Below are 14,912 nucleotides of genomic sequence, written 5' to 3'. Positions count from 1 at the left end.
GGCAACAACCAGCCGCTACACTTCCCGCTCCGCACCAAATCGCACGGTCTCTACTTCACCAGCCATGACCAGCTTGCAGTGGTCAATCAGGCTGGTGAAGCGCGGGCTCATTTCCGGCAAGTCCGCCAGCTTGAACCAGCGCACCTCGGAGTTTTCCCCATCAGCCGGGTATGCCGCACCATTACCCGGCGCCAGCGTCGCCAGGAAGGCGTGGTCCAGGTAGAGCGATTCATCACCGTTGTCGTAAGTCACCGGCCCCACGGTGCGCACCCACACCAGCTTCTCCAGACGAATATCCAGGCCAGTTTCTTCCTTCGTTTCCCGCATCGCCGCGGTGTCCGGCTCTTCGCCTGGGTCAATAATCCCGGTCACCGGAGTCCATTCACCATTGTCGGCGCGCTTGACCAGCAGCACTTCCATCTCGTCACCGCCGCCGCTGGTCACGACCACGGTGCAGCCTGGCAGCCATAGCTGACGGGTACCGACATACTTGCGCAATTCGAGAATGAACTCTGGAGTCATGCGCCTAGCGTAAGCCCATGCGCGCAGCTTCAGCCAACGCCTGCACCCCAAATCGGGCCTTCACATGCGCTGGCACCCGAATCCGCTGCGTTCGGATCTGCGCCACAGTCGCCGCATCCAGGCGGTCGGCCAAGTCATTAAACAACAGCCACGCCATCAGCACACCGGTGCGCGCCGCCCCCGGCAGGGCAGGTATCGCCTGCTTTGCGACGGAAAGATCAGCCCTAATTTCGGCAATAATCTCTGATTTTTCTGCGTCGGTCAGGACGCCAGCTTCTTTACACGGGAAGTATTGCCGTCCCAGTTTTTCGGAGTCTTCGCGCAGGTCCCGCAGGAAATTCACTTTCTGGAGTGCCGCGCCAAAGCGACTGGCCGCGGCTTCAGTGGCAGCCAGATCGTCGATGCGGTTTCCGTCAATAAGGAAAATGCGCAGGCACATCAGTCCGATGACTTCTGCGGAACCGTGCACATATTCGTCTAGGTCAGTGGCGGCGGTGTAGGTGTTTTGGTGCAGGTCTCGGCGCATCGCCGCGAAGAAATCGGTGACGTACCGGTGTGGAATATTGGCCTGCCGGGCGGTGTGCGCCCACGCATGGAGCACCGGATCGGTGTGGAAGTCTCGCCCCGGTGCCGCCAATACCGCGGATTCATACTCGTCCAGCAGTTTTGCTACCTGGTCTGCGGGTACCCCCGCTGCTGTGGCGGTGCCGTCGACGATCTCGTCTGCAATCCGCACCATGGCGTAGAGGTTGCAGATGTGGGAGCGCACTGGTTGGGCCAGCAGCCGGGTCGCCAGTGAAAATGATGTGGAATATTCAGCAATGACCTGCCCTGATGCCCGAGTCGCCATTCGGCTGTAGCGCCGAAGGTAGGCGGGCTGGCGAGGCGAGGAAGTCACGGCGGCTCCGAATTCTAGTAGTTCTATTGCTAGTAGATTACCGTGCAGGCCAGTGCGGGTGGACGGCCCCATCAGACTTGCCGAACCCAGATAGTTTTCAGCATGAAAGTTCACAACCTGCTTGAATAATGCGCGTGGGTAAGCGAGAAGATAAGCGCAAGGACAAGTCGGCCCGCGTCATCGCGGCCGGGCGAAAACTATTCGCAGACCGGCCATTTGACGAGGTCACGACTGCAGAACTAGCCAAAGAGGCCGGTCTGACGACCGGCACCTTCTTCCGCTATGCCGGTTCAAAAGCGGAGCTGCTCATCGCGGTGTACTCCTCCGTCATTGAAGAAGGTTTGGCTAATGAAGCGGCATTGGATGATGACGCTGACCTGCGAACCCGACTCTTGACTCTCTTTGATCCGATCGTTGTTGCAGCTGAGCAGTATCCAGATAATTTAGTGGCGTTTCAGCGTGAAGTGCTCTTCGGTTACGGCATGGGCCCGCACCGAGAAGCTGCGATCGAGTCGGTTATCAATATTGAGCGGCGCATCAAAAAGCTCATCCCAGACGACACGCAGGCGGCAAATTTTCGTACCGAAATCGGCGGAATTTTGTACGCGTCTGTGTATATGAGTTTGGTGCGGCTGACCGTCAATACGCTCCAACGCGCTGACCTGCGGGAACACATTGCAAACATGGTGGATTTCCTGCTGCCGCGCATCGTTTCGGAAGCAGAGAAATAGTTCTATCCGTAGATAGTTTTCCGGGACTAACTACCCCTGCAGGGCCGTGACTTGCCGTCGGCTAGGTAGTTTTGTAGAAGAAATCTGGCTAGACTCCTCAAAATAGAGCGCGCTCCGTTTTGCGCGCATGCAACTTGAGGAGATACATGCTGTCCAAAATTCTCGTGGCGAATCGAGGCGAGATTGCCGCCCGCGTCATCCGAACGATTCACGATCTCGGCCTGACGGCCGTCGCCGTCTACGCGGACCAGGACATCGATTCCACCGCGGTCGCCCTCGCCGATGAGGCCTACTCCCTCGGCGGCGACACCATCGCCACCACCTACCTAAACGGCGACAAGATTCTGGAAATCGCCAAGGAATGCGGCGCCGACGCCATCCACCCTGGCTACGGCTTCCTGTCCGAAGTCACCGACTTCGCCAAGGCTGTTGCCGACGCCGGCATCACTTGGATCGGCCCAGAAGCCGCCACCATTGAAGCGCTCGGTGAAAAAATCGGTGCTCGCCGCACCGCAACTGCCGCAGGCGTCAACCCAGTACCGGGCACCAACGACCCGCTCGACAGCATGGACACTGTTCGCGCGTTCGCAGCGGAACATGGCTACCCAATCGTGTGTAAGCGTTCCGACGGCGGCGGCGGCCGCGGCATCGAAGTCATCAACAAAGACTCCGACATCCGCGAATTCGAGCAGCGCCACGCCTTCCCCGGCGGCGACCTCGACAAGTTCTTCCTGGAAAAGTTCGTCACCGTTGCCCGCCACATCGAAACCCAGTGCATGCGTGACTCGCACGGCAACTTCGTGGTGTCCTCCACCCGTGACTGCTCCGTGCAGCGCCGTAACCAGAAACTCATCGAAGAAGCACCGGCCCCATTCCTGCCGGAAGGCGTCGAAGAAACCGTCACCGCCTGGTCGAAGGCACTGTTTGAGCACACCAACTACGTTGGCCTAGGTACCTGCGAATTCCTGCTCACCCCAGAAGGCGATGTCTACTTCCTTGAAGTGAACCCGCGCCTGCAGGTCGAGCACACCGTCACCGAAGAAGTCACCGGCCTGGACCTAGTCGCCGAGCAGATTGCTATCGCCTCCGGCCACGAATGCTCCGCCAAGCCAGAACTGCGCGGCCACTCCATCGAACTGCGCATCACCAGTGAAGACCCAGGCAACGACCTGGTCCCAACCGCAGGCATCATCTCCCGCCTCGATTGGCCAGTCGGCAACGGTGTCCGCGTCGAATCCGGTGTCCGCGTCGGCGACACCGTCACCCCAGACTTCGACTCCATGGTCGCCAAGCTCATCATCACCGGCTCCGACCGCGACAACGCCATCGCCCGTGCCCGGCGCGCCCTCCAGGAATTCACCATTGAAGGCCTGGCCACCCCCGCGCCACTATTCCAGCAAATCCTGGCTGACGATGACTTCGCCAAGGACTTCACCATTGGCACCCGCTGGTTCGAAACCACCTTCCTGCCAAAGGCCACCTTGCCGGAACCATTCGAAACCGAAGGCGACATCGGCTCTGGTGGTTCCACCCGCGCCTTCACCGTCGAAATCGATGGCCGCCGCCACCAGGTCACCGTCCCAACCGACTTCTTCACCGCCGCTGGCATTAACGCCCAGCCACTGAAGACGCAGCCACGCCGTTCGGCCACCCGCACCAAGGCACCGCAGTCCAACGACATTGTCATCACCGATGGCACCCTGGTTTCCCCAATCCAGGCCATTGTGGTGCGCGTTGCGGTTACCCCAGGTCAGAAGGTGGAAGAGGGCGACATCCTCATGGTTCTGGAAGCCATGAAGATGGAGAAGTACGTCCACGCCCCAGCTGCTGGCACCGTCGCCGAAGTCATGGTCGAGGCCGGCAAGAACGTGCCTGCCAACACCCCACTGCTCAAGTTTGAGGAGGCCTAACTCATGGGAATCTCGGATCTACGCACTTTTGTGTCCCGCGCGCTTCCCAAGCGCACCAAAACCCAGCCGGTGAACCCGCACCGCATCGACTACGCCCAGGTTGCTGAGGCCGCCGAAGAAAAGGCGAAGAAGGTTCAGCACCCGAAGGGTAAGTACACCGCCCGCGAGCGCATCAATATGTTGCTTGATGACGGTTCCTTCGTTGAAATCGGTCAGTTTGCTGGCGGCAAAATTGCCGACGGCTTCTCCGGCGCTGGTGTTGCCACCGGTTTCGGTGAAATCAACGGCCGCCAGGTCGCGGTCTACTCGCAGGACTTTTCCATCCGTGGTGGTTCCCTTGGTCAGGCCGAGGGCGTGAAGATTTGCAAGCTGATTCAGCGCGCCATTCAGCTGCGCATCCCAGTTATCTCCATCCTGGACTCCGGTGGTGCCCGCATCCAGGAAGGTGTCGCCCCGCTGGCCGAATACGGCCGCATCTTCCGCCAGATCTGTGAAGCTTCCGGCCTTATCCCACAGATCGCGCTGGTGCTTGGCCCAACTGCTGGTGGTGCGGTGTACACCCCGGCGCTCAATGACTTCGTCGTCATGACCAAGCAGAACTCGCACATGTTCGTCACCGGCCCGGATGTCGTTCAGGCTGTCACCGGTGAGCAGGTCACCGCCGATGACCTTGGTGGCGCGGAGCTGCACAACACCCAGTCCGGTGTGGCGCACTACATGGGTGAGGATGAAGAGGACGCCATGGACTATGTGCGTTCCCTGCTGAACTACCTGCCAAGCCACTGCAACGAGCTGCCACCGCACTACGACTACACCCCATCCCCAGATGATGAGCAGGCCGCAGCCGATGTTGCGAACTTGGTGCCAAGCGAATCCCGCATGCCATACGACATGGTGGAAGTCATCCAAGCGCTTGTGGACCACGGCGAATTCGTCGAGGTGCAGGAGTACTGGGCACAGTCCATCGTCATCGGTTTTGCCTGCATTCACGGCAAAACGGTCGGCATCATCGCGGACCAGCCAAGCCACAATGCCGGCACTTTGGACGTCGACGCGTCCGAGAAGGCCGCTCGATTCGTCCGCTTCCTCGACGCCTTTGGTATCCCAATCGTGACGCTTGTTGACGTTCCGGGCTACCGACCTGGTGCAGAGCAGGAAGCTGCGGGCATTATTCGTCGCGGCGCCAAGCTGATTTACTCCTACGCCAACGCCACGGCCCCAATGATCACCATCATTTTGCGTAAGGCTTACGGCGGCGCGTACATCGTGATGGGTTCGAAGGGTATCGGCGCGGACTTCAACTATGCCTGGCCAGATGCCGAAATCGCTGTCATGGGTGCCGAGGGTGCGGTCAACATTATTAACCGCCGTGACATCAAGGCCGCCGGGCCAGATGAAAAGGCCATGTTGGCCAAGCGCGACGAATTGGCTGCCGACTACCAAGTCAAGAACATCAACCCGAATCTGTCGGTGGAAAAGGGCGAGCTCGATGGCGTCATCGAACCGGGCCACACCCGCCAAGCCATCGCCGAGGCTCTGGAAGTGCTGCGCAACAAGGACCGTTCGCACCACGGCCCGAAGCGCCATGTCAACGGCCCACTGTAAACCCACTTTCGCTTAACCAAAGCTCATTCTTCGCCACTCAGTTGGCACACCATTTTTAGAAGGAATAATGGCAACTAGTTTCATTTCCAAGCTCACCGCTGGTGAACCGTACGTACTTCTCTTTGCCGGCCAGGCATCGCCATGGCGCGAAACCCTCGCCGAAATCCTGGAAGACCCAGCGCTGACCGAGCAAATCACGCAGCTCATTGCACAGTCCGACAAGCTGCTTGCTCCAGTCGCAGCTCAGCTCGCCGCCGTCTTCCCTGGCGCACTGACCATCGACAACCTCTCTGACAGCAATGACCCAGCACACTCTGTGCCAGGCATTGTCGCCACCCAAGTTGCCCTGCTCCAGGGCCTGGCCGATGCTGGCCTGGACATCACCGAGCACCCACCAGTTGCCGCCATCGGCCACTCCCAGGGTGAACTCGCCGCTGCCGTCGCCCGCGCATGGCAGGCCGGAAACCGCGAAGACATTGCCCGCATTTTCGCCATCGCACGCCTCATCGGCGCTGCCGGTTCCCGCGAATGCCGCACCCTTGGTCTGTCCAACGCCAAGCGCACCCCAATGCTGGCCGTCGCCAACGTTGACCCAGCTCAGGTCGAAGCGGCACTCGAAGGCACCGACGCTGCTATCTCCCTGACCAACAGCCACCGCCGTGTCATCGTTTCCGGTACTCCAGCTGACCTGGAGCGCGTGGAACGGCACCTCGAAGAAGCTGCCGATGCTGACAAGGCCGAACTGGCGTCGAAGACTCGTGGCGGCGCACCATTTAACCCGACCACCTACTACCTGCAGGCCGAAGCACCATTCCACCACCCATCGATGCAGCCAGCTGTCGACCAGGTCGTTGCCTGGGCTGAGCGTTGCAACATTGAAGGTGCCGAAGAGCTCGCCGCAATCGTTCTAACCGATCCAATGAACTGGATCGAGCGGACCCAAAACGTCATTAAGCAGGGTGCGGAATGGGTCCTGGACCTTGGCCCTGGTGACCAGGCCGGGAAACTGACCGCCGAAGTCTTGGACGGCACCGGCGTGGGCATCGCGCCAGCGCATTCGCTGCGGGACATTTACGCACTGGCGGCGCCAAACCCAGAACCAGCACGCCTGACTGACTGGTCGAAGTTCGCACCACGCCTGCTGAACCTGCCGGGCGGCACTTTCGTCGAAACCAAGTTCACCCGCCTGACCGGCCACTCCCCAATCCTGCTGGCTGGTATGACCCCAACCACCGTCGACCCGGAAATCGTGGCGGCGGCATCGAACGCTGGTTACTGGGCGGAGCTCGCCGGTGGTGGTCAGGTCACCGCGCCGGTGTTCGCGAAGAACCTGGCGTCGCTGAAGGAGCAGCTGGAACCGGGCCGTTCCGCGCAGTTCAACGCCATGTTCATGGACCGCTACCTGTGGAACCTGCAGTTCGGTGCGCAGCGCATCGTGTCGAAGGCTCGTATGTCCGGCGCGCCGCTGGATGGTGTCGTCATTTCTGCGGGCATCCCGGAGCAGGACGAAGCACCGGAGCTCATTGCCGAGCTCAACGGCCAGGGCTTTAGCAACATTGCCTTCAAGCCAGGCACCGTGGCGCAGATCCGCCAGGTGCTGAACATTGCCCGCGCAGTGGACGCCACCATTATTCTGCACGTCGAAGACGGCCACGCCGGTGGCCACCACTCGTGGGAAAACCTCGATGACCTGCTGCGTAACACCTACGCGGAGATTCGCAGTACCGACAATGTGGTGCTGTGTGTCGGCGGTGGTATCGGTACCCCAGACCGCGCCGCAGATTACATTTCCGGCCAGTGGTCCGAGCAGTACGGTCTGCCACCGATGCCGGTGGACGGTGTGCTGATTGGTACCGCCGCGATGACCGCGAAGGAAGCCAAGACCACCGACACCGTGAAGGAACTGCTGGTCTCCTGTGAGGGTATTGACCCTGCTGACCACGGCGGATGGGTCGGTGCCGGCAAGTCCAAGGGTGGTATCACCTCTGGCCTGTCGCACCTGCGCGCCGACATGTACGAAATCGACAATGATGCCGCTGCCTGCGCCCGCCTGGTTGCGGAGGTCGAAGGTAAGCCGGAGCTGCTGCGTTCCCGCCGCGCCGAAATCATTGAGGCCCTGAACAAGACCGCGAAGCCATACTTCGGTGACCTGGAAGAAATGACCTACGCCGAGGTCGCCCGCCGCTTCGCGGACCTGTCCTTCCCATGGGTGGACCCTTCCTGGTCGCAGCGTTTCTGGGAGCTGCTGCAGCGCTTCGAGGCGCGCCTGTCCGACGCCGAATACGGCCCAGTGGAAACCCTGTTCCCTGAGCTTGATGACGTTGTGGAAGACCCGCACGCAGCTGCCGATCAGCTGATTGCGGCTTACCCAGTTGCTGAGCAGGACACCCTGACTCCGCTGGACTCCGCATGGTTTGTGGCACTGTGCCGCAAGTACCCGAAGCCAATGGGCTTCGTGCCAGCTATCGACGATGACCTGCTGCGCTGGTGGGGCCAGGACTCCCTGTGGCAGGCACAAGATGAGCGCTACGACGCAAACTCCGTCCGCGTTATCCCAGGTCCAGTGTCCGTCCGCGGTATTACCTCCGTCGACGAGCCAATCGCCGACATTTTGGGTCGCTTCGAAACTGAGTGTGTGGAGCGCCTGAATGACGCTGGCGCCGACAAGGTCGACGCCTACGCACGACTCGGTTCGGCAACCGACGCTGCTGCCCTGGTGGTCGCCGCGCCATTCATCTCTTGGACCGGTCACCTGATGGACAACCCGGCACACAACCTGCCGGCTGACCAGTACACCCTGGAAATTGATGACGCCGAAGAAGGCAAGGCTGCTGCGGCAACCCTGACCATCAAGTTGGACACCTACTGGGACGACTCCCCAGCATCGGTGCACGCTGTGCGCGAGCTGGTTATCCCACTGCTGCTGCCGACCTCCGTGCAAAACGGTGGTCTGCCAATTGTCGACGAAGACCGCCTGCCAAAGTCCATGTTTGACCTGCTCGCTGGCACCGCCGGTGTTGGCAACGTCGCAGTTCAGGGCGATGAAATCACCGGTCTGCCAACCATGGCAGATTCCGAGCGTTCCGAATACGGTGAAGCGCGCTACTCCTTCACCTTTGCTGACTCCCTCGGCTCTGACCACACCGCAGTCACCGGTGCGGCGCTGCCAGGCGCCGATGTCACCACCATCGTTCCGGACGCCCTGCTCGGTACCTGCTGGCCAGCGATTTACGCGGCACTGGGCTCCGCGATGGTCAACGACTACCCAGTCATTGAAGGCCTGCTCAACGCGGTCCACTTGGACCACACCGTCCGCTTCATTAAGCCAGTGGCTGAGCTGAAGGCTGCCGGCGTGGCCGGCAAGGCCATCGACAAGATTGATGTCACCTCTTGGGCTGACTCCATCCAGGAATCCTCCTCCGGCCGCGTCGTCGAGGTCGACCTGGAACTGTCCGCGAACGGTGAAGTCATTGGTCACATGGCCGAGCGCTTCGCGATTCGTGGCCGCGCCTTCGGCGATAACCCACCGGCTGACCCGCCATACGCTGGCGGCACCGACCAGGAAATCACCGACACCCCACGCTCGACGCTGCTGCGCACCAAGGTGACTGCACCGTCCGACATGACCCCATTTGCGTGGGTGTCCGGTGACTTCAACCCAATTCACACCTCGCACAACGCGGCGAAGGTCGCAGGTCTGGAAGCACCACTGGTGCACGGCATGTGGCTGTCCGCCACCGCCCAGCACGCAGCCTCGGCTGCTGGCGCTGATGGCCGCCGCCACAACCTGACCGGCTGGACCTACCGCATGTTCGGTCTGGTCGACCTGGATGCTGAAATCGAAATCACCGTCGAGCGCGTTGGTCGCCTCGCCGGTGGCGGCTTGGTACTCGAGGTGGCCTGCAAGATTGGCTCCGAGCTGGTCTCCATCGGTACTGCCACCACCGAAGCACCAACCACCGCTTACGTTTACCCAGGTCAGGGCATCCAGTCGAAGGGCATGGGCCTCAATGAGCGCACCAAGTCCAAGGCTGCCGCTGACGTGTGGGACCGCGCCGACAAGCACACTCGCCAGGCGCTGGGCTTCTCCATTCTCACTCTGGTGCAGGACAACCCAACCGTCATTAAGGCGCAGGGTAAGACCTACCACCACCCAGATGGCGTCCTGAACCTGACCCAGTTCACCCAGGTGGCGCTGGCTGCGCTGGCCTTCGCACAGACCGCTCGGATGCGGGAAGCTGGCGCTGTCGTCGATGGCGCTTACTTTGCTGGTCACTCCCTTGGTGAGTACAACGCACTGGCTGCCTACGCCGGTGTCATTGACCTGGAAACCGTGCTGGAGCTGGTGTTCCACCGCGGCTCGACGATGCACTCCCTGGTGCCGCGTGGTGACGATGGCCGCTCCAACTACCGGATGGGTGCGCTGCGCCCGAACCAGTTCGGTGTTGGTGATGACGGCGTGCGCGAGTACGTCGCAGAGATCGCGGAGAAGTCCGGTGAGTTCCTCGAGATTGTGAACTACAACCTGGCTGGTCAGCAGTACTCCATCGCCGGTACCGTCGCTGGCCTGGAGGCACTGGAAGAAGACGCCAACGCCCGCGCGAAGGCTGCTGGTGGCAAGGGTGCCTTCATGCTGGTGCCAGGCATTGACGTGCCATTCCACTCCTCCGTGCTGCACGCCGGTGTCCCAGACTTCCGGGAGAAGCTCACCGAGCTGCTGCCAGAAGACATTGACTTTAAGGTGCTGGTCGGCCACTACATCCCGAACCTGGTTGCGGTGCCATTCGAGCTGACCCGCGAATTCCTGCAGGCCGTCCTCGACGTTGTTCCTTCCGAGCCGGTTGAAAAGGCGCTGAAGAACTTCGATAAGGAGCTGGAGAACCCACGCAAGCTGGCCCGCATGCTGCTCGTGGAGCTGCTGTGCTGGCAGTTCGCCTCCCCAGTGCGCTGGATTGAAACCCAGGAAATGCTGCTGGCCGCGGACAAGCTTGCCGTCGATGAAGTCATCGAAATCGGTCTGGGCTCGGCCCCTACCCTGGCGAACTTGGCTGCCAAGACCCTGAAGCTGCCAGAGTTCACCGATGTGTACGTCGCCGTGCGGAACGTCCAGCGCGATGAGCAGCTGGTTTACCACGAGGACGTCCAAACCATTGAGGACGAACCGGAAGAAGAAGCAGCGGAAATCCCATCCGCACCGGGCCACGTTGCGGCCGCTGAACCAGCACAGCCAGCACCAGCACCGGTGCCAGCGAATGAAGCAGCAGCAGCGGCGGGCGCCCCAGCGGCCCCACCAGCTGCCGCCCCTGCCCCAGCCGGTTCCGTGGAACGCCCAGCTGACCTGCCATTCCGCGCATCTGACGCGATTCGGGTGCTGCTGGCGTACGCAAACAAGGTCCGCCCAGACCAGATCGGTGGCGCTGACACCACCGGCACACTGACCAACGGTGTGTCTTCCCGCCTGAACCAGCTGCTCATGGACTTCTCCGCGGAGTTGGGCTTGGCTTCTGTCGAAGGTGCGGCGGAAGCAGACGTCGACACGCTCTCTGTCACCGTGGACAAGGCCGCGCACAACTACAAGGCTTTCGGCCCGGTTCTGGGTGAGGCTGTGAAGGACCGCGTCCGTAAGCTCTTCGGTGCCGCTGGTGAGAAGCAGTCCGCGATTGCTGACCGCGTGACCGGCACCTGGCAGCTCGGTGACGGCTGGGTTGACCACGTCACCGGCCAGATTCTGTTGGGTACCCGTGAGGGCGCGTCCACCCGTGGCGGCGACTTGGCCACCATGGCGACCGAGGCGTCGTCGAAGGCTGATGTTGCTGCGCTTATTGACGAAGCGGTCCAGCAAGTCGGTGCCGCCCATGGGATTCCAGTGGCGATGCCATCTGCTGGTGGCGCCGGCGGCGGCGCAACCGTGGACTCCGCTGTGCTGGATGCGTTTGCGGAAAACATCACGGGTGAAGCTGGTGTTCTGACCACCACCGCCCGCCACATCCTGCAGGTCCTTGGCCACGAGGAAACCCCAGCTGCGGACTTCGACCATGAAGAAGCCCGCGAAACTGAAGCGCTGATTGAAGCTGTGAACGCCGAACTGGGCGCGAACTGGCCGAAGCTGGTTGCCCCATCCTTCGACGAGAACAAGGCAGTGCTGATTGACGACCGCTGGGCAACTGCCCGCGAAGACCTCGGTCGCCTGTGGGCTGGCGAAGACCTGGCCGACACGGTCCGCTTCGAAGGCTCCGGTGAAGCTGTCGCCAACATGGCTGACTGGTGGGCTGCAAAGGCTGCGGCTGCCGATAAGTCCAAGCTGGCTAAGCGCTACGAGAAGATTGCGAAGCAGGCTCGGAAGGACGCCGAAGGCAAGCACCTCGGTGAGGTCGCTGTGGTGACCGGTATGGCACCAGGTTCCATCGCTGGCGGCGTTGTCGCTGGTCTGCTGGCTGAAGGTGCCACCGTCGTGGCGACCGCATCTCGTGTGTCTGCATCCCGCCTGGCCTACGCCAAGCAGCTGTACCGCGAGAACGCCATCCCGGGTGCCGCCCTGTGGCTGGTGCCAGCGAACCTGTCCTCCTACCGCGACGTCGATGCGCTCGTGGAGTGGATTGGTGGCGAGCAGACTCAGACTGTCGGCTCGGAACTGCGCGTGCTCAAGCCTTCCCTGGTCCCAGACATGTACTTCCCATTCGCTGCCCCACCAGTGATGGGCTCGCTGGAAGATGCTGGCGCTGCCGCAGAAAACCAGACCCGTCTGCTGCTGTGGTCGGTGGAGCGGTCCATGGCTGCGCTGGCGAAAATCGGCGCGGACATTGACGTTGACCGCAAGCTGCACGTGGTGCTGCCAGGTTCGCCAAACCGCGGCACCTTCGGTGGCGACGGTGCATATGGTGAGGTCAAGGCTGCATTCGACGCCATTGTGAACAAGTGGCATGTCGAGCCATGGGCCGAACGCATCACCTTGGCACACCCACGCATCGGTTGGGTTGCCGGTACCGGTTTGATGGGCGGAAACGACCCGCTTGTCGACGCTGCCAAGGAAGCCGGGATCAAGGTATGGACCCCAGACGAAATCAAGGGTGAGCTGCTCGATTTGGCTTCCGCCAAGGCCCGTAAGAAGGCCCGGAAGAACCCAATCGATGCCGACCTGACTGGCGGGCTGGGCGAAATCTCCATCGCCTCGTTGCGCGCAGACACCGAAGCCGACTCCCACAACGTCGATAAGCAAAAGGACGCTGCCGCAACGGTTATGGCCCTGCCGTCACCAGTGCGTTCCGTCCAGCCGACCGCACAATGGGGCAAGGTGGACACCTCGCTCGACGACATGATTGTCATGGTGTCCGTCGGTGAAGTCAGCCCATGGGGCTCCGGCCGTACCCGCTTCGAAGCCGAATACGGCCTGCAGTCCGACGGCACCGTCGACCTGACCGCAGCCGGCGTGCTGGAACTGGCATGGATGACCGGGCTGCTGACCTGGCGCGACACCCCAGTTGCAGGCTGGTACGACACCGACGACAACATCGTTGACGAAGCGGACATCTACAACCGCTACCGCGACGAAGTCGTCGCCCGCTCTGGTGTGCGTACCTTCGTCGATGACGCCGCAATTGAAGACGTCTCCAGCCCACTGGGTGTGGAAATGTTCCTCGACCGCGACATCACCTTCACCGTCGACGATGAAGCTGCCGCAAAGTCCTACGTCGATGCCGACCCAACCTTCACCCGCGCGGCGGAAGTTGACGGCGAATGGCAGGTCACCCGCGTTGCTGGCGCTCGGGCTCGCGTGCCACGCAAGGCAACGCTGGCGCGGAAGGTCGGCGGCCAGTTCCCAACCGACTTCGACCCAACCCGCTGGGGCATCCCGGCATCCATGGTCGAATCCATCGACCGGATTGCTGTCTGGAACCTGGTCACCGCCGTCGACGCTTACCTGTCGGCCGGTTTCACCCCAGCCGAGATCCTGCAGGCCGTGCACCCATCCGACATTGCGATGACGCAGGGCACCGGTTTCGGTGGCATGACCTCCATGCGCAAGCTCTTCCTGGACCGCTTCCTGGCGGAAGAAATTCCGTCGGACATCCTGCAGGAAACTCTGCCGAACGTTGTCGCGGCACACACCATGCAGGCGTTCATCGGCGGCTACGGCTCCATGATTCACCCAATTGGTGCGTGCGCCACCGCGGCGGTGTCCGTGGAAGAAGGCGTGGACAAGATTGCGTGCGGTAAGGCGGACTTCGTTGTTGCCGGTGCGATTGACGACATTGCTGTGGAGTCGATTACCGGCTTCGCCAACATGAACGCCACCGCCGACAGTGACGTTATGGCTGGTAAGGGCATTAACGAGCGCTTCTACTCCCGCGCCAACGACCGTCGCCGGGCTGGCTTCGTGGAGGCGCAGGGTGGCGGTACCATCTTGCTGGCGCGCGGTAGCGTGGCGGCGAAGCTGGGTCTGCCGGTTGCTGCGGTGGTTGGTTTCGCACAGTCCTACGCCGATGGTGCGCACACCTCGATTCCGGCGCCGGGGCTGGGTGCGCTGGCTGCGGGCCGTGGCGGTACCGAGTCGCGTCTGCTGAAGAACCTGCAGAAGCTGGGTGTGTCCGCCGATGACATTGCGGTGGTGTCCAAGCACGACACCTCCACCAATGCCAACGACCCGAATGAGTCGGAGCTGCACACCCGCCTGGGCCGTGCGCTGGGCCGCACCGAAGGCAACCCGCTGTTCGTGGTGTCGCAGAAGACGCTGACGGGCCACGCGAAGGGTGGCGCCGCGGTGTTCCAGGCAGCTGGTCTGGCGGATATGTTCCGCACCGGTCGGATTCCGGCGAATAAGTCGCTGGACTGCGTGGACCCTGCGATGGCTTCCTCGCCTGGTCTGGTGTGGCTGCGCACTCCGCTGCAGCTGCCGGAGACCATCAAGGCGGGTCTGCTGACCTCCCTCGGTTTCGGTCACGTCTCCGCACTGTTGGCGCTGGTCCACCCAGCGGCATTCCACCAGGCAGTGAAGCAGGAGCTTGGTGACGAAGCGGCAGCGGCGTGGCTCGACCGTGCGGTCGGGCGTCTGCGTGCTGGTGTTCGCCGTCGCGAGGCCGGCATGCTGGGTCACGCGCCACTGTTCACTGTGGTCGAAGGTCGGAACTTCGGTGAAGATTCCGAATCTTACGACGCGCATGAGGTGGAAGCCGAAATGCTGCTGAACCCGGATGCACGCTTGGGTGAGTCCGGGGTGTTTGAAGGCGGCTGGGCTTAATTAGCCCTGGT

Annotated in this window: 6 protein-coding genes; 4 read left to right on the top strand and 2 right to left on the bottom strand. The window is 61.9% G+C overall.

All coding sequences use genetic code 11. From position 1 onward, the window contains the following. Positions 1–15: 15 nt before the first annotated feature. Positions 16–522: an NUDIX hydrolase gene (locus A3EC_RS0110370; protein WP_018025121.1), complete on the bottom strand. Its 507-nt coding sequence runs from the start codon at positions 520–522 to the stop codon at positions 16–18. Between the two features lie 4 nt (positions 523–526). Continuing rightward, a complete protein-coding gene (locus A3EC_RS0110365; protein ID WP_018025120.1) occupies positions 527–1,372 on the bottom strand; it encodes a phytoene/squalene synthase family protein in 846 nt (281 codons plus the stop codon). Positions 1,373–1,554: 182 nt separating this feature from the next. Here A3EC_RS0110365 and A3EC_RS0110360 point away from each other — a divergent pair, with 182 nt between their 5' ends. The 4 genes from A3EC_RS0110360 to A3EC_RS0110345 all read left to right on the top strand — a co-directional run bounded on the left by A3EC_RS0110360 (position 1,555) and on the right by A3EC_RS0110345 (position 14,901). Then, positions 1,555–2,151 (top strand): TetR/AcrR family transcriptional regulator, encoded by a 597-nt coding sequence (locus A3EC_RS0110360; RefSeq protein ID WP_026162419.1) that lies wholly within the window; start codon positions 1,555–1,557, stop codon positions 2,149–2,151. 146 nt (positions 2,152–2,297) lie between these two features. After that, positions 2,298–4,061 (top strand): acetyl/propionyl/methylcrotonyl-CoA carboxylase subunit alpha, encoded by a 1,764-nt coding sequence (locus tag A3EC_RS0110355; protein WP_018025118.1) that lies wholly within the window; start codon positions 2,298–2,300, stop codon positions 4,059–4,061. 3 nt (positions 4,062–4,064) lie between these two features. Beyond that, positions 4,065–5,666: an acyl-CoA carboxylase subunit beta gene (locus A3EC_RS0110350; protein ID WP_018025117.1), complete on the top strand. Its 1,602-nt coding sequence runs from the start codon at positions 4,065–4,067 to the stop codon at positions 5,664–5,666. Between the two features lie 67 nt (positions 5,667–5,733). Continuing rightward, positions 5,734–14,901 carry a type I polyketide synthase gene (locus tag A3EC_RS0110345; RefSeq protein WP_018025116.1) on the top strand — a complete coding sequence of 3,056 codons (9,168 nt, stop codon included), beginning with the start codon at positions 5,734–5,736 and terminating at the stop codon, positions 14,899–14,901. Positions 14,902–14,912 lie beyond the last annotated feature (11 nt).

The sequence above is a fragment of the Corynebacterium ulceribovis DSM 45146 genome (assembly GCF_000372445.1).
GTDB lineage: Bacteria > Actinomycetota > Actinomycetes > Mycobacteriales > Mycobacteriaceae > Corynebacterium > Corynebacterium ulceribovis.
Note: the sequence above shows the minus strand (reverse complement) of the source record. Positions and strands in the feature narration are given on the sequence as shown.